This is a genomic window from Limnochorda sp. L945t, from assembly GCF_035593305.1.
Classification (GTDB): domain Bacteria; phylum Bacillota; class Limnochordia; order Limnochordales; family Geochordaceae; genus Carboxydichorda; species Carboxydichorda subterranea.
On sequence record NZ_CP141615.1, the window covers coordinates 1697101 to 1718434 of the forward strand.

Consider the following 21334-nt stretch of genomic DNA (forward strand, 5'->3'; position numbering starts at 1 on the left):
AGAGGTGGGGTCAGACATGGACCTGGTGCAAGAGCCGCGCCACGAAGCGCTGGACGAGGGAAGCCAGCCACAGGGCCGGCCCGCTGACCTGAGCTTTTGCGCGACGCCGCTCGAGGAGCCGTGGACCCGGCGGGAATACCGGACCGTCGGCGCAGATCCCCGGGACCCGTTCCGCCGGGATCGCGACCGGATCGTACACAGCCAGGCGTTTCGGAGGCTTCAGCACAAGACCCAGGTCTACATCATCCACGAAGGGGACTTCTACCGCACCCGCCTGACCCACACGCTCGAGGTCGCTCAGATCGCGCGCTCCATCGCCTACGGGCTGGGCCTCAGCGAGCCCCTGGCGGAGGCGATCGCGTTGGCCCACGACCTGGGCCACACTCCCTTCGGGCACGCCGGGGAGCAGATGCTGGACAAGCTGCTGCGCGACGCGGGCGACGAGGCCGGCTGGGACTCCAACCATCATTCCCTCACGGTGGTGGATCGGCTCGAGCAAGCCTACCCGCAGCACCCGGGCCTCAACCTCACCTTTGCCGTTCGCCAGGGCATAGCCCGCCACCAGACGCCTTTCGACGAGCCGATCGCCGGTTTCGACGCCTACCCCCAGCCGACGCCGGAAGCGCAGGTGGTCAACCTCGCCGATCTCATCGCCTACTGCGCCCACGACCTGGAAGACGCCATCGCCATGGGGCTCGTCACCGTCCGGCAGCTGCAGGAGACCCCGGAGCTTTCGTTGTGGCAGGAAGCATGGGGGCAGGCGGAACGGGAGATGCGGGCGTCCGATCGCGTGGGGGGCCTGGCCGCCGACCAGCGCGAAGAACTCACCGCCCGGCGGGCGCGCCGGCACCTGATCGACCGCCTCATTTGGGACGTATGGACCGCCACGGGCGCCGCGGCGCAGCGCCTCGGCGTGCGCTCGCACCACCACGCGGTGCAGTCCGCAGAGCCCATCGTGCGCCTGTCCGAGGAGACGGAGCAGCGCCTGCACCAGGTGGTGCAGTTTCTCTTCGACACGGTGTACACGAGCTCGGTGGTGCGTCGCCAGAACTTCCGGGGCCAGTACGTCTTGCGCCGGCTGTTCGAGGTACTCCTCGACCACCCCGACCTGCTGCCTCCTGCGCTGCGGGCCGGCGAGCCGCGCCGCCGCTACGTGGCGTTTTATCTCGCCTCGCTGACCGACCGGGGCGCCGTCGACCTCTACCAGGAGCTCTTCAGCCCCGGCGAACGGATCTTGAGCCGCCACGTCCGGTGAGCGGCACCCGGCGAGAGGGCGCGGGCTCCCTTACCCGCGCGACTCGTCCCCCACCGCACCTTGGGACTCGACGGGGCCCACGATGCGCCGGCTCATGTCTGTGCCGAGATCGATCATGGCGCCGGTCCCGTCCCCCAGCTCCACCACCGGCCGGGCCGGAAGGCCCGGCGTCAAGCGGACGACCCGGGCCACCTCCCCGGTGTTGAGCCGTACCCAGCAGCCCACCGGGTAGGGCGCCACTCGCGCCAGGAAGCGGCGGACCATGACCGGGTCGAAGGCGGTACCGGCCCGCTCGGCGATCCAGGCGATGGCTCGATCACGCCTCCACGCCGGCCGGTACGGGCGGTCGCTGGTAAGCGCGTCGAAGACGTCGACCACCGCCACCAGTCGCGCGAAGGGGTGAATCGCCTCCCGCACGAGCCCCCTCGGATACCCGGTGCCGTCCCATCGCTCGTGATGCTCCCAGGCAATGTGGGCGGAGCGAACGTCGAACGCACCCTGACGCCGGATCGCTTCGAAGCCGAGTCGGGTGTGCTCCTGGACGTAGCGGTACTCCTCCTCGGTCAGCTTCCCCGGCTTCGTCCATACAGATTGGGACAAGCGAGCTTTTCCGGCATCGTGGAGCAGTGCTCCTACCCCGAGCGCCTTGAGGTCGGCCCGATCCCACCCGCTGTGAATGCCCAAGAAGATGGCCGTCGCCGCCACGCTGACCGAATGCGCGAACAAGACGTCTTGAGCGGCCCGGACGGCTTCCAGCTCGCCCAAGACTCCCGGGTGCTCCAACGCATCCTTCAGGATGGCCCATACCACCGGGAAGACGGGACGGCTCTGGATGGTGAGGCCTCTTTCCAATCGCTGCAGCTGGCGGCGCACCACTCGAAACGCCGCCCGCTTCGTCTCTTCTGACAACAGGCGAGGACACGCGTTGCGGTGCAAGGCTGCACCGGCCGAGGGGTAAACATAGAGAGTCCGTATGCCCAGTTCGCCCAGTCGCCGCAGGTGATAAGGACTCAACGTCGCCCCCGCCCGCAGCAACGCTCGCCCTTCCAGGTCGACATCCGTGGCCAGCACCATGCCGGCCTGTACGGTCTCCAGGGAAAGCATCAGCATCCGGGTCTTCTCCTCCGTTCGGTCTCCGTGCCGCGTGCCGGGTTGGGTCGTCGTCTTCAACCCTTCCAGGCTTCTGCCGTGATGCGCCCGTCGTGAAGGCGAAAACAGACCATCCGATAGGGGCGCGTCACCTTCATGCGTTGTCCGCCGACTTGCAGGACGATGTCCGGGAGGACCGAGTAGGCGCACACCCGGAACTCCTGTCCCACGACGACGTGCGTCACGGCCGCCGGTCCTCCCAAGGTCTGGCACACCACGTCGCCTGCGGCCACCACGATCTCCCCGCCCACGATCCGCCCTGCAGGAGCCTCCAGCCCGGTGCCGGCATACAGATGGGATTGGTAGCTGCCCCGGCCGCTGAAGCGGATGCGGCCCGAAGCCTTGATCTCGCTGTGGTGCGCGTAGGGCACGCGAATCGAGGCTTCTCCCGCCTCCTCCGGCCCCAGACCCTCCCATGCCTGCCTCACCTGCTCGGTCAGGCCGTCCAACGTCGCTGCATCGACGTGGGCGGCGCCAGGCCCCGTGAGCCGCGCCGGCAACAACTGCGCGAGCTGCCCCGGCAGCTCGCCCGCGGCGGGATGGGCCTGCAACTGGCGCAGGCTTTCCCTCAGGGCCGTCCCCTTGCGCTCGAGGACGAACGGCACCACCTCGTTGTCTCGTCGCCCGCTCTGGCGCACGACGGCCGATGCTACCTGGCCCAGGTAAGCCAGCTCGTGCTCGATCCGCTTCAGAAGCGCTTTCAAGGTCATCTGCGCCGGTACGGCTTCGGAGCCCGCAACCAGGGTAGAACGAAAGATGCTGCCCCCGACCTGAATGCTTTGCGCGGACTCGATGCGTGCGCCGTCGACGCCTCCCCCGATCTCGACCTTGCCCCCCGCGGCAATGGCTGCTCCCTCCCGGACATGCCCGAGCACGAGGACGTCACCGGGGAACCGGATGGTCACGCCGGCTCCGGCCAGATCGCCAGGAACCCGGTGCACCGGCTGGACTCCGATCGTCGTGCCGTGGACCAGCAACCGGCCGCCCCGGGCGGCGGTCACCGTGAGGCCGTCGGGCGAAAGTTCCGCCGCCCGTCCGGCCTGAAGGGGCGGGTCACGAGGAGGCGGAGGTGGGATAGGGGCGCCCCGGACCGATCGTCCTGGTTTCCCCGGCTCGGCCGGGGTCTTGTACGCCAGTACCTGGCCGGCCTCGACGAGCGCGCCCGGCGCGAGGCCCTCGGCCAGCTGCACTATCGCATCCCGGGGCGGTTGCGGGCCATCGCCTCGGGCCACCACGAGCGGCTCGCCTTCCGAGCCGCCACCTGCGTTGGCCAGCTCGATGGCCTGTTTCAACGCTTCGTCGTCGATCCCGTGGCACACCCGGGCAGCCTGCAAAGCAGCCGTAACGTCCCCCAGGGTCACCGGCCGGGCGTCGATCGTGCCGACGGGTTGCGTCTGGACCTTGAGGTAGGTTGACGGCGGGCTGTCGGCGATGGCATGACGGGTACCGGGCTTGCGCCGGATACGAAGGACGACCGTGAGTTCGTCTCGGCTCACCTCCACCTGTACGTCGACCGCCGGTGGAACGTCCACCGCCTCCAGGCGGAGCTGGTCACGGGGGAAGATCACCGTCGGTGCTTGGAGCAGGCGATCATTGCAGTAGATCCGGACGTGTTCCCCGGGCTCGATGGTCGGGAAGGCCCCGCGGCCCTGAGGAGGGGTGTACTGCACGGCTCCGTTGACGATTGCCAGCGTGCCGTGAACAGGGGCGACGCCGGTCGCCGGTGGGGGCTTTGGGGATGTACGGTAGGCAAAACGCGGTCGCACTTGGTTCACCACCTTCGGTAGCCCGGCCGGCATGGCCTTGCGGCTTTAGCCCCGTGGCTTTGGGCCCCGTCCTTTCGGAACGGTTTCCCCTTGTCGGGTGGGAGGTGGGTCACGCCGGAGATGCAGGGCTAGCGGTTCATGGAGGGCGGATGTCGCTCCCTGAACCAGTCCACCGTGCGGCGGGTGGTGTCGAGAAGGAAGAGCTGGATCTCGCCGTAGACCAGGTGGGCCAGCGACTCGAGGTCCTCGGGCGAGTACGAGGCCCCGGACGCTTCGAGGAAGTCGCGCACGAGGTCGCGCAGGCGTTTTCGGTCGACGATGCGCTCGACGTCCACGTACTCCATGGCAGGGACCTCCTCACGGCAGGCTTGGAAAGACGCGAAGGGACAGGGCGGGCAAGGAGACGCGTGGCGACGGGGGCAGCGGCCCGGGGTGTAGTCAGACTATCTGGCAAATCCTGGGGGGGGGGGTACGGTGGATCCGGACAAGGCCGCCAACGACGCAGCCGCGTACATGGGCGCGGCACCGCACACTGCCGTGGGCAGCGCCGCAGGTACGCCGATCTCTCGCTGATAGATGCCGGTGCGCCGCCGCGCGGCCGGCAAGCCTAACCACGCTACGCGACCGGCTCCAGGCATCGACGGGCGCAACAAACCCGACCCCATCCCCCGGAGCTGAGGCGTGCATTCGACGCAGGCCGAGAAAATCCTACGGAATTCGTGAGCCGCGCGTCAAGCCCGGCGCTGCGCAAGTGGATACGCCGGGCCGAGATGGACGCCAGAGAGCCGTGCACCGCGCCTGCATGGAGTGCATGCGTACCATCCACGCTGCAGCCGGAGCACCTACGGGGCGGGTGGGCCTCTACAGGGTCCGGAAGACCACGGAAGCCGCTTCACGGCCAAAGCGCAAGGCAATCTCCACGGGAGAGATCCTTGCCCACTCGACGGGACCGTGGGAGACCGCTGCCTCCACCCGCTCGACGGGTGCACCCAGGTGCCATTTCAGTTCTCGAGCCCCGGTGCCGTTGGACACGGCTATCCAGCAACGGTCTCTGTCGCCGGCATCCCGAACGTAGCGGATCACGCCGGGTGGGTGCTGCCCCGGCTCGCCTGCGTCATCGGTCACCAGACGGAAGCCGCCCTCCTGCAGCGCCGGGGAATCGCGCCTCGTCCGTGCAAGCCGCTGCACATGCGCAAGCGTATCGCGATCCCAGCCCGTCTCGTCCTCCCACGGAAAGGTGCGCCGGCAGTCAGGGTCCTTGCGGCCACGCAGACCCACCTCATCCCCGTAGTAGACAAGCGGCAGGCCTGGAAACGTGAAAATGACCGTCAACGCAGCTCGGACACGTTCGCCGTCGCCCCGAAAGAGGGTGGCCACGCGCGGCGTATCGTGGCTGCCGACCAGGTTCCACATCGCAAGGCGGTGCTGGGGCGGATACGCCGTGGCAAGGGTCTCCAGCATTCTCCCCGCCTCGTCTGCCCGAGTCTGGCCCCGCAGGAAGCGAATCAGGGCATCGCGCAACCGGTAGTCCGTGGCCCCGTCAAACTCGTCCTCCCCGAGCCAGGGCGACGGATCTCCCCAGTGCTCGCCGACAAGGTAGGCTTCGGGGTTGGTCTGCCGGACGGTACGGTTGAGCGCTTTCCAAAAGTCGTGCCCCTCGACGTACCATGGCACGTCGAGCCGCCAGCCATCGATGCCCTGAGCGGTCCAGTGGCGAACGGCTCCAAGAAGGTATTCGGTGACGGCAGGGTTCTTGAGGTTCCATTTCGGAAGGTAGTAAATCCCGGCGTGTGCGTAGTTGGGCCTGGGCCGCCGCCGAACCGGGTAACCCCCAAAGTGATACCAGTCCCAAGTGGGCGATCCGGGTCCCTCCCGTTCGGCCTGAACGAATGCCCAGTGGCGGTCGCCGCTGTGATGGAAGACTCCGTCCAGGACGAGGCGCATGCCCCGGTCGTGGAGCGCCTTCACCAGCCGGCGGAAGTCCTCCTCCGAGCCCAAGGCCGGGTCGATTCTCAGGTAGTCTGCCGCGTCGTACTTGTGTGGAGACGGAGCGGCAAAGATCGGCGTCAGATAGAGGGCGTCCACGCCAAGTTCCTGCAGGTAGTCGAGGCGCTGTTCGATCCCCTGCAAGTCACCCCCGAAAAATGAGCGCCGCGTCGGGCGTTCGCCCCACCGCCGGACGCCGGGAGGATCGTTGGCGGGGTCACCGTTGCAGAACCGGTCCGGCATGATTTGGTAGAACGCGCAGCGGTACACCCACCGAGGAACAGCCACGGTCTCAACCCTTCACTGCCGAGGATGCGATTCCCTCGATGAACCGGCGCTGCCCCGCAAGGAAGGCCAGCACCGACGGCAACAGCGCGACCACGGTAGCAGCCGCCAGCAACGTCCAAAACGTCCCGTACCGCCCCGAGAACATGGCCAAGCCAACTTGGACCGTTTGCATGCGCGTCGAGTTGGTCACCACGAGAGGCCACAGGAAGTCGTTCCAGGCAAAGAGGAACGAAAAGATGGCGCTGGCGGCAACGACCGGCCTGGACAGAGGAGCCACCACTCTGGCAATGATGGTGAGCGTCCCGGCCCCGTCGATCCGCGCCGCTTCCTCAATCTCCACGGGAATAGAGAGGAAAGACTGCCGGAAGAGGAGAACCGCAAAGGCGCTCGTGGCCCGAGGGACGATGAGCGCTGCATAAGTGTCAATCCATCCAAGCCGGCTCACGATGAGGAAGCCAGGGATCAGAGTAACCTGCTGCGGAATCATCATGGCCGCGAGCACGGTGATGAAGAAGAGATGCTTGGCAGGGAAGTGCATGCGCGCCAGGGCGTACCCCGCCAGTCCGGAGAAAACAGTCTGTGTGACGGTGATGCCCACCGCCATGATGGCACTGTTGAGAAAGAAGCGATCGAACGGCGCTACCTGCATGGCACGGGCGTAATTCATCCATTCGAAACGTGTGGGGATCAGCAATGGAGGGGAGAAGACGGCCTTCTCCGGCTTGAGCGACGTTGTCAAGAGCCACAGAAAAGGCAACGCCGAGAAGAAGGCCCCCGCCAGTAACGCTGCGTGCATGCCAGCCGTCGTCGCCGCGCGGGCCACACTACGTTGTCTCATACCTGCGGCCTCCCGAGGTAAACCTGTACTGCACCAGCGTGGCGGCGAAGATCAGGGTAAAGACCGCGAAAGCGACCGCGGAGGCGTACCCCATTTGAGAGTAACGGAACCCGTAGCGATAGAGGTAATATCCCAGCACATCGGTCGCCCCGAGCGGGCCGCCCGTCGTCATGACGTACACGAGGTCGAACACCTGGAACCCCTCGATGAGCCCGGTAACCGTCACAACGAACGTGGCCGGCGCGAGCAGGGGCACTGTGATGCGCCGAAATCGCTGCCATGCCGTCGCTCCGTCAATTGCGGCAGCCTCTTGGAGCGAACGTGGAATGTCCTGGAGTGCCGCAAGATAGATCACCATGTTGAATCCGGTTCGTTTCCAGATGCCTACCATCATCACCGCGGGAAGGGCCCATGCCGGATCTGTCAACCATGACGGCCCGGCGATGCCAAGCAGCGCCAGCATTCGGTTGAGCACGCCCTGGTACGGGTCAAGGAGGTACTTCCACACCACGCCGACGGCAACGCTGGGAGTGACAACCGGCAGAAAGTAGAGAACACGGTAAGCCGCCCTTCCCGTTATGTTCTGATTGAGCAGGACAGCGACGGCAAGCCCGAGCACGGCGGACCCGACGGTCACTATGCTCGCGTACGCCAGCGTCACGATCACCGAATTCCGGAACTCCGATGATGTAAGCAACGTGGCGTAATTGCGAAGGCCGACCCACCGCCTGACGGGAGATAATCCATCCCAGCTCACGAGGCTGAGATAGATCGAATATGCGGCCGGAAGCAAAGTGAAACCTCCAAGCACCAGGGCTGTAGGAGCAATCAACAGCCCGGCGTATCCGGACCGGCCTACGAGAGGGAGGGCGGGCGCTTCCCGCCCCCCTGTCCGGTGCATCTGCCCCGCCACCCTCGCCCGGAAGGCCTCTCTTTGCATGCTGTGGTCAGGGCTCTTGCAGCAGCGGGCGCACCTCGGCCGCTGCCTCGGTCAGGGCCTGTTCCGGGGTAACGCGTTTGTAAAGCGCCTCAACAACGTGATTGGCGACGATGTCCGACACCTGTGCATACCGGGTCACCGCGGGCCGCGCATGCGCGTAGGCCTGCACCTCAACGAACGGCTTGAGCAGGGGCCTGGAATTCGCCACCCAGGCGCGGTAAGCAGGATTGCCGGCGACGGACCTCCGAACCGGGATGAAGCCGGTCAGCCGATCCCACTCCACCTGCACCGGCGTGCTCGCAAACCACTCGATGAACTCCCACGCCGCTTTTTCGTGCTCGGGTGTGGAACGAAAGACGAACATCTGTTCCCCACCCAGGTTGGTCGCGAACGATCCGCCTGGTGCTGCAGGAAACGGGGCCGCCCCCAGCTCGAAGTCCACCTGCATCGGGAAGAACTCGGTCATCCACGAGCCGTCCATGACCATGGCAGCTTCGCCTCTGCCAAATAGACCCCACGGTGCGAGCGGGCTGATCTTGTGGTCGTGGATGAGGTCGACCCAGAACCGGAGCGCCCGTACCCCCGCCTCCGACTGAAACGCAGGCTCCCGGTTATCCGGGCTCAAGAACTCGCCGCCAGCCGACCACAGGTAAACCTGCCACTGCCAGGTGGTCCCTTCACCACCCTGCGTGAAGAGTTCGAGGCCCCATTTGCCGGTGCGCTGCCGGATCTGGCGGCCGAAAGCGGCGAGTTCATCCCAGTTTCTCGGCGGCCTCTCGGAGTCAAGCCCGGCCTGCGCAAACAGCTGCTTGTTCCAGAACAGCGCCAGGTTGGACGAGCTGACGGGGAGGCTGTACAGGTGGCCGTTGTACCGTCCGTACGTGAGAGGTGCAGGGAAGAAATCGTCCAGCTTGACGGCGTTCGAAGTGGCGATGTACGTGTCGAGCGGCACGAGCGCGCCGCTCCGGACCAGCAGCGGCATGTTCACGAGATCTTGAACGGCGAGATCCGGGGTCTGCCTGGACGCCAGGGCAGTGCGCAGCTTCGTGAGAAGCTCGGATCCTGGCACGAACAGGGGCTCGATGTCGATGTTGGGGTGGGCTTTCTCGAAGTCCTTGACCAGCTTCTCAAGTGCCTGTCCGTTCGCCCCGTCCCAGTAGTGCCAGAGGGTGAGGCGAACCGCTTCGCTCGCGGCAAGCGCGGGGGCGCTGCCCAGTGCGAGCCCAAGGCTGACAGCCAGCACAAGCCGTAGTGCCCGTACCGCAAGGCGGCCGGAAGGGCCGTTGGAAGAAAACCGCATCGTGGGTCGCTCCTTCCCCGAGTCATCAAGCAGCTCGCGTTCCTGTTCTGGCGACCACAACGCCTCTAGCGCTTCGTCTCACCCCCCGTCGGTCGAAGCGCGCCTGACCAAGTGAGGCTGAAGGCGTATCTGGGTCGGAGGGTGACCGGACGAATGCAGTCGTTCCAGTAGAAGCTGAGCCCCCGTCCGTCCCATTTCGTCGAGGGGTTGTGCCACGGTGCTGAGCCCGTACTCCTCCGTCCAGGCGAGGCCGTCGTACCCTACCACCCGTATGTCCTTGCCGACCGCAAGACCGAGGGCTTTGGCCTCATCGAGGATCCCCCTGGCCATGAGATCACAGGTGGCGAACACGTTGAGCGGAGGCCGCACCCGCTCCAGAATCTGCCGGGCGGCGATCCGGCCGCCAGCCCAGCTGAACTCGGTAGCGATGATGTTCTCGGCGGCCATGTACACGCCGTCCTCCCCGAGGGCCGCCCGGAAGCCGGCGAGACGCTCGTGGAAAACCCCGCTGGCGAAGGGGGTCGAGAACCATTCCTCCACCAATACGACAAACGTCGGGGCGGGGCGCTCGCAGAGGAGCTTGCCTGCTAGGTATCCCCCAAGGCGGTTGTCCACGAAGACCGAGTCGAAGCGTGGATTGGCCATGTCGATGAGGACGGTCGGCAATGCAGCTGGTAGGGACTGACCCGAGTAAAGGCGGTCCGGGTCGAGAGAGATGAGCACCAGGCCGTCCGACTGGTACGGCAGAGCGTCCTCGGAGCGGTACCGGGAAAGCCGCGCCTCGCTGAGCACCGGGAAGAGGGCGATGCCGAGGCTGTGCTCATCCAGGGCTTCGTCCAGGGCGCTGATGACCGCCGTGTAGAAATCCGTGTCAACCCTGGGAAGGATGACTGATACCGAACCGGTTCGGCCCCGGCGGAACTGCCGAGCCACGTGGTTAGGGTGAAAACCGAGTTGGCGGATAGCGTCGAGCACCCGCCGGCGCGTATCGTCAGCCACATCGGGATAGTTGTTGAGCACTCGCGAAACCGTGCTGGGCACGACGCCGGCGCGCCTCGCCACGTCCCGGATGGTCGGACGCTTCACAGAAGTCCCCCTGACGCTGCAAAAACGTTTCCGGAACCGATTTTGATCCTAGATCCTCGGGTTCATCCTGTCAAGGCCAGGAATGCCGGGTAGCGACCGGAGTGCCTGCGTTTCATCCACGTTGCAGAAGAGGAAGACAATCCCAGGACTCAGGAAGGCGTCACGACGAATACCGAGGACGTGCTGACCAAGAATGGCGATAGCTCTCAGGGCTGCTGAGTGTCGCCGGCGCCGGGCGTCGCCTGCGCCCCAGGGTGAGGCGACCCGGGTGACGCCTTTCGGGAGGCGTCCACCGTTTCTACGACGAAGCGGGCATCGGCGATGGTCCGGCTGGCGTCACCCTCCGTGTATCACTCGGCCGGTATGAAATCCACATCCTCCAAGCTCGGCGACCTCCGGGGCCGCTCGAACGACGTCGGAGTACGCCCCGGCATCCTGGAGGACGTCCTATACCTGGAGGCGGGCCCGGGTCTTCTCGATGTATGCTTCCCCGAGGGTGCGGCACGTCACGGCTTCAGGACCTCTCCCGGGAGAAAGTCCGGTTCGAGATCCCGGTACCAGCCGCCGTACGGAACCCGGCAGGGCCCGGCCTCCTCCAACCGGCACCGGAGAAGCCCCGGCCGCCGCTTGAAGAGAAGGGCCAGAGGCCCGCCGGACAAGCCCTCTACGACCGGGAAGAGGTCGGCGTCTGAGCCGTCAAGAGCCTGCCGACGCCGTCGCGCACCCTCTCTGCCACGGTACCTGCGCTCCCCAGGCCGCAACGCCGCCGGCTTCCTCGCTCGGTCCCAAGGCGCGCCCCCGGAGCCAGGGGGGCCAAGGCTACGCCCCGCCGTTTCCCCTTCGATGAAGGGCCCGGCCGCTGTAGCCTACCCATAGCACAAAGGCTGCGACCATCAACACGGTGAGCAGCCCGTGCAGGAAGCCCTCGAAGAACTCGGGCGTGAACGACACCGACCTCACCCCCGCCTTTGCACGGAAACATTCGACGGATCACGACCGGCAGGAGACGCGCGGCCACGAGCAAGTGGCCCAACCCAGTATACACCCCTGGAAAGTACCCGCGCCAGGGGCGGTCAGGCCGAGATGGGCGACGCCCCTACTGCACATGACGAGCCCTGACGACAGCACGACTATCGTCGCAGTGCACCCGGTCCGGCCGAAGGGCATTGCACTCCAAACGCCGTCTTGTGCGGGGTACCCGACGGTGTCATAATGGTGGCACTGCAGAGCGGCAATGCTGAACGGCGACGACGGGAAAGAGTAAGCAGTCCGGCGCTCCACAGCGACGGGGGATGGTGGGAGCCCCGGAGTAGCGACTGCCGAACGACCTCCCCGAGCCGCTGTTGCGAACAGGCGGTCCGCCCCAGGGCCGTAGCCAGTAGTGACAGCCGGGCCCTTCCCGTTACAGGAGGAGCGGCCGGCCTGGACAGCGCGGCGCCCGTTTCAGAAAGACGCCGGCAGGCCGTCCGCACGTGAGCGAGCGCGCGTGCGCTAAGACGGGTGGCACCGCGGAAGCGGCAGAAGGCCCTTTCGTCCCGACGGGACGAAAGGGCCTTTCATTTCTCCCCGTCATTTCGGAGGTGGCACGGGATGCAGGACAGGGTTTGCACGTCTCAACTGGGTGCCCACGTTGGCGAGCGGGTGACCGTGGCAGGATGGCTCCACGCCCGGCGCCGGCTCGGAGGGCTGACCTTCATCCTGATCCGGGACGGCTGGGGGCTGTGCCAGCTCACCGTCGAGGGACGAGATCCGCTGGAAGGAGTGGAAAACGAGAGCGTCGTGGCAGCAACCGGCACCGTCGTGGCTGCCCCGGAGGCACCTGGAGGTATCGAGTTGCGTGACGGCACGACCACGGTGATCAGCCCTGCTGAGGCCCCTCCCCTGACTCTGAGTAAGCGGGAGCTCCGGGCGTCGCTTCCAACCCAGCTCGACCTGGCGGCCATCAGCTTGCGCCATCCGGCGCGGCGTCGGGTGTTTCAGGTGGCCGCGGCAATGGTGGCGGCTTTCCGGGAAACCCTGAGGGGCCGGGCGTTCACCGAAATCTTCACCCCGAAGGTGCTGGGCGGCGCGAGTGAGGGCGGGGCCAACGTGTTTGCGCTCGATTACTTCGGCAGGCGAGCCTTCCTGGCGCAAAGCCCGCAGCTGTACAAGCAGATCATGGTGGGCGTCTTCGAGCGGGTTTTCGAGGTCGGTCCCGTCTTTCGGGCCGAGCCGCACGAGACGACCCGCCACCTCAACCAGTACACGAGCCTGGATGCAGAGATGGGGTTCATCACGGACCACCGGGACGTGATGGCCGTCGTGGAAGAGGTGGTGGCCGCCATGGTGGCAGCGGCCGGCGCCCAAGAGCAGGGCGTGCGCCGCCCGTTTCCCACCGTCGCGTTTTGGGAGGCGCAGGAGATCATCCACAGTGCGTTTGGCCGGGACGTGCGGGGCGAAGAGGACCTCTCGCCGCAAGACGAGCGGGATCTGGGCCAGTGGGCCAAGGCTGAGTTTGGGAGCGATTTTCTCTTCGTCACCGGCTACCCGCTGGCCAAACGCCCGTTCTACACGCAGCCGGATCCAAACCACCCGGGGGATTCCAACAGTTTCGACCTCTTGTTCCGCGGTCTCGAAATCGTGACCGGCGGGCAGCGGCTCCACCGTTACGCCGACTACCTGGCCGCACTCGAAGCGCGGGGGATGGCGGCCGCCCCTCTGGAGTGGTATCTCCTCGCATTCCGGCACGGCATGCCGCCACACGGCGGGTTCGCCATCGGCCTGGAGCGCTTCGCGGCGCAACTCCTGGGGCTGGCCAACGTGCGGGAGGCAGCGCTGTTCCCGCGCGACATGAGCCGGCTTCAACCTTAGGCCGAGCTCAGCAGGGACGCAGCCGGAAACCCGTAGGGACGGCTCCAAGACCCTGGCAGTCGCCCCGGACTGAAGGCCTGGCCGACGAAAAGCAGCAGCCATACCGCGCCCGCGAGCCACGAGTACCAGCGTGATGCTCTGTTCGTCGCCCGGTACCCTCCGCTACGTCAATTGCATCGCCTGCAGCGCCTCTCTGGCGTTGGCGGCCAGGAGCAAGGCGAGCGCCAGCACCACGCCGAGCCACTCCTGGCGGCGCAGGCCTGGCGGCTCGATCCGGACCAGTTGCTGCCGGAACGACCACCAGTGACCAAGGATCCTATACCGGGCCAGGCCGCGCAGGGAGACGGCCAGCAGGACGTACGCGGTGATCTCGTAGATCCCGGACCGGCCGAAGACAACGAAAGAAGGGGCCATCCGGCCCTGCGGGATGGGGATGGCGAACGAATTGGTCCCGAGGAACGCTCCGTACAGGAGCGCGTTCCACAGGGGCACGAGGTAGCCCAGCGAAAAGCCCCCTTCGGTCTCCACGAGGCTCGCCACGCCGGTCACCAGGCCCGCCGATGCCAGGTTGACGCCGGCGATCCGCAACCATTCGGCAACGAACGTCCTCTCGGTCGTTGCGCCGCCGGCGAGGCGACTGCCCGGGAAAATCCCCCGCAGCATGCCCTCGGGCAGCCATGCGCAGCTGACCACCCATGCGATCACGAAGGCCGCGGCTACTCCTACCCACAGCGCCAGGAATCGCACCCAGACGCTGTCGTGCAGGAGCAAGCCCCTGGCCAGTCGCACCCCAACCAGCCTCCCCCTTCGGACTGCGCGAGTGCAGCGCGCAGGTGCCGGGGTACCAGAAACCGAACCTTACCGCTCGGCGGTTTGTACTACGGCGGAAGTGCGACGCATCCTTTCCTGAATCGTTCCCTTGAGGCCGTCCCTGCCCGCAGCCAGAGGCCCATGGCGCTGAAGCGCGGCGCAACCAGGTCGCCGCTGGCCAGACCGGTCCATGCCGGCGGCGCGGCGGGGCAGCGCCCCAGCCCATTTTGCAGCAGCGCGTGCCTCCGTTGAACGGGCCAGGCAGCGTCGTTCGGCTCCCCTCATGGTGCGATTGAGAGGAGCCGGGGACACCGTCACGAAGTGTCACGGCGAGCGGTTGCTTGGCGACCTGCACCTGCGTGAGGGAGAGGTGCCGACGGTGGGCCTGATACCTGAGTTCGTGCTACGAGCGATGAGCGAGCGTCCGTTTCAGCTCATCGAGCTATGCCACAGGCTGCCCGACGGCTGGTGGACGTGGCAGCCGCACCCCCGGGTGATGAGCATCCGGACCATTCTCGTGCACATGATGGAGGCCGAGGAGAGCTGGGTGTCGCACATCGTCAAAGGCGAGGCGCGGCCTGACCGCAGGTCCTCCGCGTTCGCCTCGCCCGATGTGCTGGAAGCCGTGTGGCGGCCGGTGCGGGCTCGCACCGTAGAATGGCTCGCCAGCCTCGACGAATCCGCCCGCACCGAGAAGCGCAGGATCCCGGGCACGCCGACCGAGGTGACGCTCGAAGCCATTGCCTGGCACCTCGTCACCCACGACTTCCACCACAAAGGGCAGGTATGCACCCGGCTCGCCATGCTCGGCGTGGAGGTGCCCGACCTCGACATCATCTGAAGCAGCCCGGACGTCATCCTGGCACATCGATGGGGGGACTGCCGTGGACGATTACCGTACCATCAACCGCCTGGCCTGGAGCAAACTCGTCCGCCACGGCTGCGTCTGGACCCGGCCGGTCGCCCGGGACGATCTCGCCCGCGCCCGGGAGCTGGTCGATCCCTACGGCTGGGTCGAATGGAAGCCCGGCCTCGAGGTGCTGTGCCTCGCTTCGGGAGGCGGTCAGCAGGCAGTGCTGTTCGCCGCATCCGGCGCCAGGGTGACCAGCTACGACCTGACCCCCGAACAGCTCGAACGGGACCGCGAAACCGCCGAACGCTTCGGCCTTCATGTGGAGACGGTCGAGGGCGACATGTGTGACCTGGGGGCACTGGTCGGGGCCGGCAGGGTCTACGACCTGGTTTACCAGCCCGTCTCCTCCGACTACGTGCCCGACGTCAACGTGGTGTACCGGGAGGTGGCCCGGGTGCTGCGCGCGGGCGGCCAGTACTTGGTCACGCACTGGAACCCGATTTACTGGCAACTTGACGAACAGTGGACCGGGGGATACCGGGTCGTCCTCCCTCAAAAGCCTGGCGACCGGCGGGTGCAGGAACAATGGGAGATTGACGGACGGAAGGTGCCTGTCGGCACGGTGACGTTCTTCCACCCACTTGATGACCTCGTCGGCGGCTTGTGCCGCGCTGGGTTCGTCATCGAAGCTTTCCGGGAAGGCGACCGGGGGGATCCCGACGCGACGCCCGGTTCATGGGATCATCTGCGCGCCTTCTTCCCGCCGCTGTTGGCCATAAAGGCGCGGCGGGTGCCGCCCGCGCAGTGAGCCCGGCCCCGGAGGTAGAGTCCTTCGTACCCCAGGAGCACCTCCGCCGCCGACTCCAAAGGAAGCAGACCACGCTTGAGAAACATCCTGCCATCATTGGGCACTGCCACCGGCATTGACCACGCTCGCGCTCGTGGCCAGGGCGCGAATCGGTCTGACACCGGAAGTGATGAGAGCCATGACGACCACCAGAATCCCGGCGATGATGAACATGAGACCGATGCCTCTGCCCGGACCCGTGCCGATCACGTGGCCGACGGAAGAAGCCAGCAGGCCCCCCTCTTCGAGAAACGGATTGAAGACATGATCCGCCAGCAGCCCCGATATGCCGTACGCGACAATGAATCCGAGCTGGGACAGGATGCCGATGATTCCCCAAACCCGGCCCTGTTTGTCGTTAGGGATATTCCTCCGGATCAACACATCAGCGCTGGCATTCACGAAGGGCAACGCGCTCAGGAAGAGAAAGCCGGCTGCGATGATGAAATGAACGTTCGTCGTCACGCCCATGAGCGACAGCGCCAATCCGGCGATAACCAAACCGATGACCAACATGTCCATATACCGGTGCCCCATGCTGAACATCCCGATCAGCATGCTGCTTATCAGCATGCCGACGGCACTGACCGATTGGATCGTACCCAACGTCCTGGCATCGGCGAAAGAGAGCACCATCGGTCCGATCAACGTTTGAAGGAAGCCAAGGTAGAACGTCACAACCGAAATAACCAAAATCAGAAGCGCAACGCCGCGGTTTGAAACGATGGCACGCCAACCTTCGGCCAAATCTTTCATCCAGTGGCCGGTTTCCGCGCCCTGTTCCGATCGCTTCATCTGCTTCTTGATGACAAGAACGGCGAAAACAGCGACAACAAAGGTACCAATATCGACCGCCAATACCGTCTCGATGTTTGAGAAGCTAAACAATGTACCGGCAATGAAGGGAGAAAGCAAGAATTTGGATGATTCCGCCAACTGGACAAGGCCGCTGCCTTTCGAATACTGCTCTTCGGTCAGCCAATCGGTGGCCGAAGCTTTGTAAGCGGGGCTTTGCAATGCAACAAAGATCGAGCTTACCGTCACCCCGGCATAAATGTGCCACATGTCCACGTCTCCGAACAGCATCGTCAGCAAGATGAAAACAACGCCGGATGCCGAACCGAGATCACCGATGATCATCATGGCCCTGCGATCAAATCGATCGGCCAGAACGCCGCCAATCGGCCGCAGCAATATGGACGGTAAGAACGAAAGGAGCGTAATCAGGGCAACGTTGGTCGCCAGTCGCGTTCGCTCGAACGCATAAACCACCAGGGAAAAAGCAGTCATACCGCTTCCGATCGAGGACACCAGCTGTCCGCCCCAAACCACCAGAAAGTTCGTGAACGACTTGTCTTGATCCACGGCTCACCAATCCCTCTCTTCACCTGTCATATATCTGTATTACGGCCGAATGGAATCCCTTCAGCGAGCTAAAGGCCCAGATTGCTCAGCCAATCAGTAAGCAGGTTCTCCCTCTCTTTCCTGCTGTTGGCGCTTCCGTTTTCACATTTCTCCAGCCGCTTTTCCGCAACGAGCCGGCCGTCCAGCATGAACAACACCCGCTCCGTTGTGGCCGCGACTTTGATATCATGGGTGACGAGCAAAATCGTCGCCCCCGAACGGTTCATTTCCGCCAAGAGCGCCATGATTTCGCCGGCGGCATACGAGTCGAGCGCGCCGGTCGGCTCATCGCCGAACAGAATGTCCGGATCCTTGATCAGCGAACGGCATATCGCCGCCCAGAGCCTGCGCCGATAACTCAACCACCCCGGTCAAAGGCCTGATGGGCCGAGGTCCTCAGGAATAGGGGCTCCGGGTGCTCTTTCTGTTTTTCGCTAGAAAGGCCCGGCCCGGGCCTCCAGGAAAAGGCAAGCACCCCCGGGTGGCGAATCGACGGTCGCCAGAAAGGCAACATCCAGGGGGTGCCCCAGCCGATGGGAGATGGCCCCTCCCGCCGGCGGTTGCGACAGTGCTCTAAGGTCCTTGTCAAGGGGGTCGGATCAGCTCCGTGAAGCTGCCTGGAGAGGTTCGCGGCATTGACAGCCCTCCTGCAGGTCGGTAGCTTGAGTACGGGGCTGGTATTGTTGGGGACCAGCGGAGCGGTCCGCCGAATGCCTCTTGCGTCATGCCAGCCCTCGCCTGTGCTACTCAGGCGGCCGCGTTGCGCCGTCGCTGTCGCTGGCGCACCTCTTCGGGTACCTTCCACTGCTGGGCCAGGGCGCGAGCCTGGGCCGCCGTAATGGGTTGCCCCTCCAGATTCCGGAGTACGTAGGAGCGATGCTCTTTGAGCACGGTGAAGATCCGATCCAGCAAGTGCACGCCTACCTCGCACACCGCTTTGGCATGGGGAGCCCCCTTCATCACCATGGCCCGGTAGTAGATGAACGCGAGCTGTGGGTCGCTATGGCGGGCGCGATCGGCGGCCAAAAACAGGATCCGCTTCAGCCACGATGGGCCGGCTTTGCTCATCCGGCCGTGCCGCTTACGCAGCCCCGAGGCCTCGACCCGCGGCACCCACCCGCTATAGTCCCGCAGCTGCCGGCTGTGGACCAGCACCTGAACCAGCGGAGCCAGCGCCAGGAACGCCGGCGCCGCAACCCGACCGACGCCGGGCAGGCTCTCCACGGAGCCATCGGGATCCAGGAGCCGGTAGAGGGCGTAGTTGCGCTCTTGCACGCGTTCCAAAGCATCGCGGATGGTTTGCAACAGCTTCCACTCGGTGGAGATGACCGTATCCAGCCCGCTGGCGGGAGCGGCCGGGATCCAGCCCAGCGCCACCGCCTGCTGGCCCAGTTGCACGAGCTCGCGGGCCAGGCCGAGCGATACCTTTTTCCCGCTCTGGCGCTCAAGCGCCTCGGCCAAGGCTTCCGGGGTCTGGCGCGCCAGGCGGCTGGCATGGGTCCAATGCAGGTAGACGGCTTTGGTGAGCGGGCTGTCGAGATCCGATAGAACAGCTGGAAGGCCCGGGACCGCCTCATCGACGGCCGCTTTCAGCGCTTTGGTCACGTTGCCGAGCAGCATGGCGAGCTTGTGTTCCAGCTTCACCCCGCGACGCAGCGCCTCCCAGTGGGCGCCTGTAGGGCGCACCACTCGGTTGAGGTGCTCCGGATGGGCTCCCAGATGCGCCAGCGCCAGCGCATCGGTTCGGTCGGTCTTGCGCCGCTTGTCGCCCAGGGCCGCCCGCATGGCCTTCACTTGCTCCGCGCCGGCCCAGAAGACCGCGTGGCCCTGGTCCACCAGGTAGTAGGCCAGCATCTTGGAGACCCCGCCGCTGGGCTCCAGCACGAACCGAAACTCCGTCCCCTGGGGCGCCTGGCTCACCATCGTGTTCAGGAACTTCTCGAGCTCGGTGATGGCATGGGAAAACTTCGTCTTGCGTACCGGGCGCTGCTCGTCGTCAAGCACCTGCGCCGTGTGGGCCGACTTGCTCCCGACGTCGATCCCCACCATCCAGGTCGGCAATGTTCATACCCCCGATAGCGCTGAGATGTCAGGCGGGTAAGGGCCTCCCGGACGGCTGCAGCTCCAAACTTGTCTCTGATGAGGCGCCGCCGCTCGGCCCAAGAGGGCCGGAGGGCTCGCCAATGCTCTGTAATCGGGCCCTGGCAGCCGGCGGGAAGCAAACGCTCTGTCCGTCAAGGGCCTACGCCCTGATTCGTCTAGTGGTCGCCTCGTCCCGCCCCCGCCAGAGTAAGCCGTCGCTGAAGCGAGCCCTTCCAGCCACACTTATCCCCTTATCCACAGCCATCCACAGGGGTTCCCCCCGGCCCCCCTCCCCCGGGCTACTACGTCATGGTCGCGGGACGAGAGGCCTACCGGGAAGGACCGTACAAGTTCGTCAGGTACGCCGGATCTACCTTCCGCCTGGGCCAGCATCTGCACCGTCTGCGGGATCACCGCAAGCGGGTGGAGATCCCGGGTGCCGTCATCGGCGGCGTCGTCCTCTTCGGCTTGGCCCTGCGGGTGCCGTCGCGGATGGAGCTGGACCGGTGGGTGCGCGAGGGGCCTTTCGGAAGCTCCTGGGCCGGCGGCGTCCCCCCCCCCTTGCGCGACTGCATCCGGGACTGGGCGAGCCTCGCCAAGCTTCCGGGCCCTTGACATGTCGAGCGTTAGTCGCATAGGATTAGACGAACGCTCGACACGACGTGTGGGCCAGGAGGTGAAGCCTTTGCCACGAACGACTCGGAACCCAAGCCCCGAGCGGCTTTTCGAGATCGCCTCGGTGCAGGCGGGGTACTTCACCGCGGCACAGGCCCGCAGTGCCGGCTACACCAGACAGAATCTGGCGTATCACGTGGCGGCCGGGCGCTTCGAGCGAGTTGCCCGAGGTCTCTACCGGCTTCGCCAGTATCCCTCGTTTCCGTATGAGGACGTCGCTGCCGCCTGGCTCAAGGCGGGGCCTCACAGGGCAGTAGTATCGCACGAGACGGCCTTGGTGCTCCACGATCTGTCGGCCGTGCGGCCAGACAAGATCGACCTGACCGTGGAGCGACCGCATCGACCGGCAGGAAACCGGCCCCGTCTTCCCGGTGTGCGCATCCACACGACCGTGCAGCCCCTTGATGCCCAGGACGTTGTCCGTATCGCGGGGGTTCGAGTGACCTCGGCAGTTCGTACCATCCTCGACGCCGCCGATGCCGGCACCGACCTGGATCAGATCGTGGCCGCCGTCCGTGAAGGTATCAAGCGGGGGCTCTTCACCCCCTCGGAGATGGAAGAGGCCGCCCGAACGCGAAGGGCGCGGGTGCGTCGCCTGATCTCGGTAGCTCTTCAGGAGGCCGGATATGGCTCGGCAGTTCACTGACGCGGCGTCCTTTCGGGCTTCCATCGAAGGTCGGCTGCGGGCCCATGCCCGAAAGCTCGGCATTCAGGCTGTGGTCGTGCGACTGCAGGCTGCCCTAGAACGCCTGATGGCGCGTCTCGTGGTGGTCGCGCCCGGTCGGTGGGCGTTGAAGGGCGGCCTTGCACTCGACACCCGCCTGGGAGAGCGGGCCAGGGCGTCTATGGACACCGTTATCGCCCACCCTCCGGCGGGCGTCCTCGAGAGCACCCAGAGCGTGTTCGTGTAGCTCCTCCGGAATGGCGAGCATGCCAATTTAGAGCCACGGGTAGCTCTCCGCCGGGCCCGTGATGGGCTTCACCTCGTCCGCGTACAGCCGTACCGCAACCTCTCTGCGGGAGGGCAAGCCGAACAGCCCCACTGCCATGCCGTCCCTTCTCCTCGCGGAGCTCCCCCACAAGGCCCGAAACCCTCCGCGGCCGTCTTCCCCCGTCTCGCTGTTCACGCGCCACGGCGGTCCGCGCAGATGGCACGGAAATCGCACGCCCTGTATCTCGCCGCCTCGGTGGCCGGAGGGTAGCGT

General features: G+C 65.8%; 19 protein-coding genes and 1 riboswitch. Of the genes, 7 read left to right on the forward strand and 12 right to left on the reverse strand.

Going from position 1 to position 21334, the window contains the following annotated elements:
- The first annotated feature begins 16 nt into the window (after positions 1–16).
- Entirely contained in the window at positions 17–1255 is a 1239-nt protein-coding gene (gene dgt, locus U7230_RS07960; RefSeq protein ID WP_324715317.1) for a dGTP triphosphohydrolase, read from the forward strand.
- Between the two features lie 30 nt (positions 1256–1285).
- Here dgt and U7230_RS07965 read toward each other — a convergent pair whose 3' ends face one another.
- From U7230_RS07965 to U7230_RS08000, 8 genes are all read right to left on the reverse strand, one after another.
- Positions 1286–2365, reverse strand: a complete 1080-nt coding sequence (locus U7230_RS07965) for an HD-GYP domain-containing protein (protein ID WP_324715318.1) — start codon at positions 2363–2365, stop codon at positions 1286–1288.
- A gap of 56 nt (positions 2366–2421) precedes the next feature.
- A complete protein-coding gene (locus U7230_RS07970) occupies positions 2422–4170 on the reverse strand; it encodes a FapA family protein (RefSeq protein WP_324715319.1) in 1749 nt (582 codons plus the stop codon).
- A 13-nt stretch (positions 4171–4183) separates the two neighbouring features.
- A riboswitch (cyclic di-GMP riboswitch) is annotated at positions 4184–4269 on the reverse strand.
- A gap of 29 nt (positions 4270–4298) precedes the next feature.
- Positions 4299–4514, reverse strand: a complete 216-nt coding sequence (locus U7230_RS07975) for a hypothetical protein (RefSeq protein ID WP_324715320.1) — start codon at positions 4512–4514, stop codon at positions 4299–4301.
- Between the two features lie 517 nt (positions 4515–5031).
- Positions 5032–6444, reverse strand: coding sequence for a glycoside hydrolase family 13 protein (locus tag U7230_RS07980; RefSeq protein ID WP_324715321.1), 1413 nt, complete (start codon positions 6442–6444; stop codon positions 5032–5034).
- Between the two features lie 4 nt (positions 6445–6448).
- On the reverse strand, positions 6449–7282 hold the full coding sequence (locus U7230_RS07985) for a carbohydrate ABC transporter permease (protein WP_324715322.1): 834 nt from the start codon (positions 7280–7282) through the stop codon (positions 6449–6451).
- Complete coding sequence (locus tag U7230_RS07990; protein WP_324715323.1) at positions 7269–7949, reverse strand: carbohydrate ABC transporter permease; 681 nt, start codon at positions 7947–7949, stop codon at positions 7269–7271. The genes U7230_RS07985 and U7230_RS07990 overlap by 14 nt, the downstream gene beginning before the upstream one ends.
- A gap of 280 nt (positions 7950–8229) precedes the next feature.
- Positions 8230–9522 (reverse strand): ABC transporter substrate-binding protein, encoded by a 1293-nt coding sequence (locus U7230_RS07995; protein WP_324715324.1) that lies wholly within the window; start codon positions 9520–9522, stop codon positions 8230–8232.
- Between the two features lie 78 nt (positions 9523–9600).
- Positions 9601–10608 carry a LacI family DNA-binding transcriptional regulator gene (locus tag U7230_RS08000; RefSeq protein WP_324715325.1) on the reverse strand — a complete coding sequence of 336 codons (1008 nt, stop codon included), beginning with the start codon at positions 10606–10608 and terminating at the stop codon, positions 9601–9603.
- A gap of 1590 nt (positions 10609–12198) precedes the next feature.
- On the opposite strand from U7230_RS08000, the gene aspS reads away from it, so the two are divergent.
- Entirely contained in the window at positions 12199–13458 is a 1260-nt protein-coding gene (gene aspS, locus U7230_RS08005; RefSeq protein WP_324715326.1) for an aspartate--tRNA(Asn) ligase, read from the forward strand.
- Between the two features lie 162 nt (positions 13459–13620).
- Here aspS and U7230_RS08010 read toward each other — a convergent pair whose 3' ends face one another.
- A complete protein-coding gene (locus U7230_RS08010) occupies positions 13621–14247 on the reverse strand; it encodes a hypothetical protein (protein WP_324715327.1) in 627 nt (208 codons plus the stop codon).
- A gap of 400 nt (positions 14248–14647) precedes the next feature.
- Here U7230_RS08010 and U7230_RS08015 point away from each other — a divergent pair, with 400 nt between their 5' ends.
- Positions 14648–15109, forward strand: a complete 462-nt coding sequence (locus U7230_RS08015) for a DinB family protein (protein ID WP_324715328.1) — start codon at positions 14648–14650, stop codon at positions 15107–15109.
- Between the two features lie 43 nt (positions 15110–15152).
- Positions 15153–15929, forward strand: a complete 777-nt coding sequence (locus U7230_RS08020; protein WP_324715329.1) for a class I SAM-dependent methyltransferase — start codon at positions 15153–15155, stop codon at positions 15927–15929.
- A 93-nt stretch (positions 15930–16022) separates the two neighbouring features.
- Here U7230_RS08020 and U7230_RS08025 read toward each other — a convergent pair whose 3' ends face one another.
- From U7230_RS08025 to U7230_RS08035, 3 genes are all read right to left on the reverse strand, one after another.
- Positions 16023–17333 carry an MFS transporter gene (locus U7230_RS08025; RefSeq protein WP_324715330.1) on the reverse strand — a complete coding sequence of 437 codons (1311 nt, stop codon included), beginning with the start codon at positions 17331–17333 and terminating at the stop codon, positions 16023–16025.
- A 68-nt stretch (positions 17334–17401) separates the two neighbouring features.
- Positions 17402–17734: a hypothetical protein gene (locus tag U7230_RS08030; RefSeq protein ID WP_324715331.1), complete on the reverse strand. Its 333-nt coding sequence runs from the start codon at positions 17732–17734 to the stop codon at positions 17402–17404.
- 385 nt (positions 17735–18119) lie between these two features.
- Positions 18120–19433 (reverse strand): IS110 family transposase, encoded by a 1314-nt coding sequence (locus U7230_RS08035; protein ID WP_324715332.1) that lies wholly within the window; start codon positions 19431–19433, stop codon positions 18120–18122.
- A 330-nt stretch (positions 19434–19763) separates the two neighbouring features.
- On the opposite strand from U7230_RS08035, the gene U7230_RS08040 reads away from it, so the two are divergent.
- The 3 genes from U7230_RS08040 to U7230_RS08050 all read left to right on the forward strand — a co-directional run bounded on the left by U7230_RS08040 (position 19764) and on the right by U7230_RS08050 (position 21040).
- A complete protein-coding gene (locus U7230_RS08040) occupies positions 19764–20069 on the forward strand; it encodes a hypothetical protein (RefSeq protein WP_324715333.1) in 306 nt (101 codons plus the stop codon).
- Positions 20070–20139: 70 nt separating this feature from the next.
- Positions 20140–20775, forward strand: a complete 636-nt coding sequence (locus U7230_RS08045; protein ID WP_324715334.1) for a type IV toxin-antitoxin system AbiEi family antitoxin domain-containing protein — start codon at positions 20140–20142, stop codon at positions 20773–20775.
- On the forward strand, positions 20756–21040 hold the full coding sequence (locus U7230_RS08050) for a hypothetical protein (protein ID WP_324715335.1): 285 nt from the start codon (positions 20756–20758) through the stop codon (positions 21038–21040). The genes U7230_RS08045 and U7230_RS08050 overlap by 20 nt, the downstream gene beginning before the upstream one ends.
- Positions 21041–21334: the final 294 nt, after the last annotated feature.

What these genes read in the sequence shown, in the direction of transcription:
- U7230_RS07985 (WP_324715322.1), bottom strand. Translation starts at nt 7,282, where the DNA reads ATGAGACAACGTAGTGTGGCCCGCGCGGCGACGACGGCTGGCATGCAC.
- U7230_RS08050 (WP_324715335.1), top strand. Translation starts at nt 20,756, where the DNA reads ATGGCTCGGCAGTTCACTGACGCGGCGTCCTTTCGGGCTTCCATCGAA.
- U7230_RS08040 (WP_324715333.1), top strand. Translation starts at nt 19,764, where the DNA reads ATGGTCGCGGGACGAGAGGCCTACCGGGAAGGACCGTACAAGTTCGTC.
- dgt (WP_324715317.1), top strand. Translation starts at nt 17, where the DNA reads ATGGACCTGGTGCAAGAGCCGCGCCACGAAGCGCTGGACGAGGGAAGC.
- U7230_RS07965 (WP_324715318.1), bottom strand. Translation starts at nt 2,365, where the DNA reads ATGCTGATGCTTTCCCTGGAGACCGTACAGGCCGGCATGGTGCTGGCC.
- U7230_RS07975 (WP_324715320.1), bottom strand. Translation starts at nt 4,514, where the DNA reads ATGGAGTACGTGGACGTCGAGCGCATCGTCGACCGAAAACGCCTGCGC.
- aspS (WP_324715326.1), top strand. Translation starts at nt 12,199, where the DNA reads ATGCAGGACAGGGTTTGCACGTCTCAACTGGGTGCCCACGTTGGCGAG.
- U7230_RS07995 (WP_324715324.1), bottom strand. Translation starts at nt 9,522, where the DNA reads ATGCGGTTTTCTTCCAACGGCCCTTCCGGCCGCCTTGCGGTACGGGCA.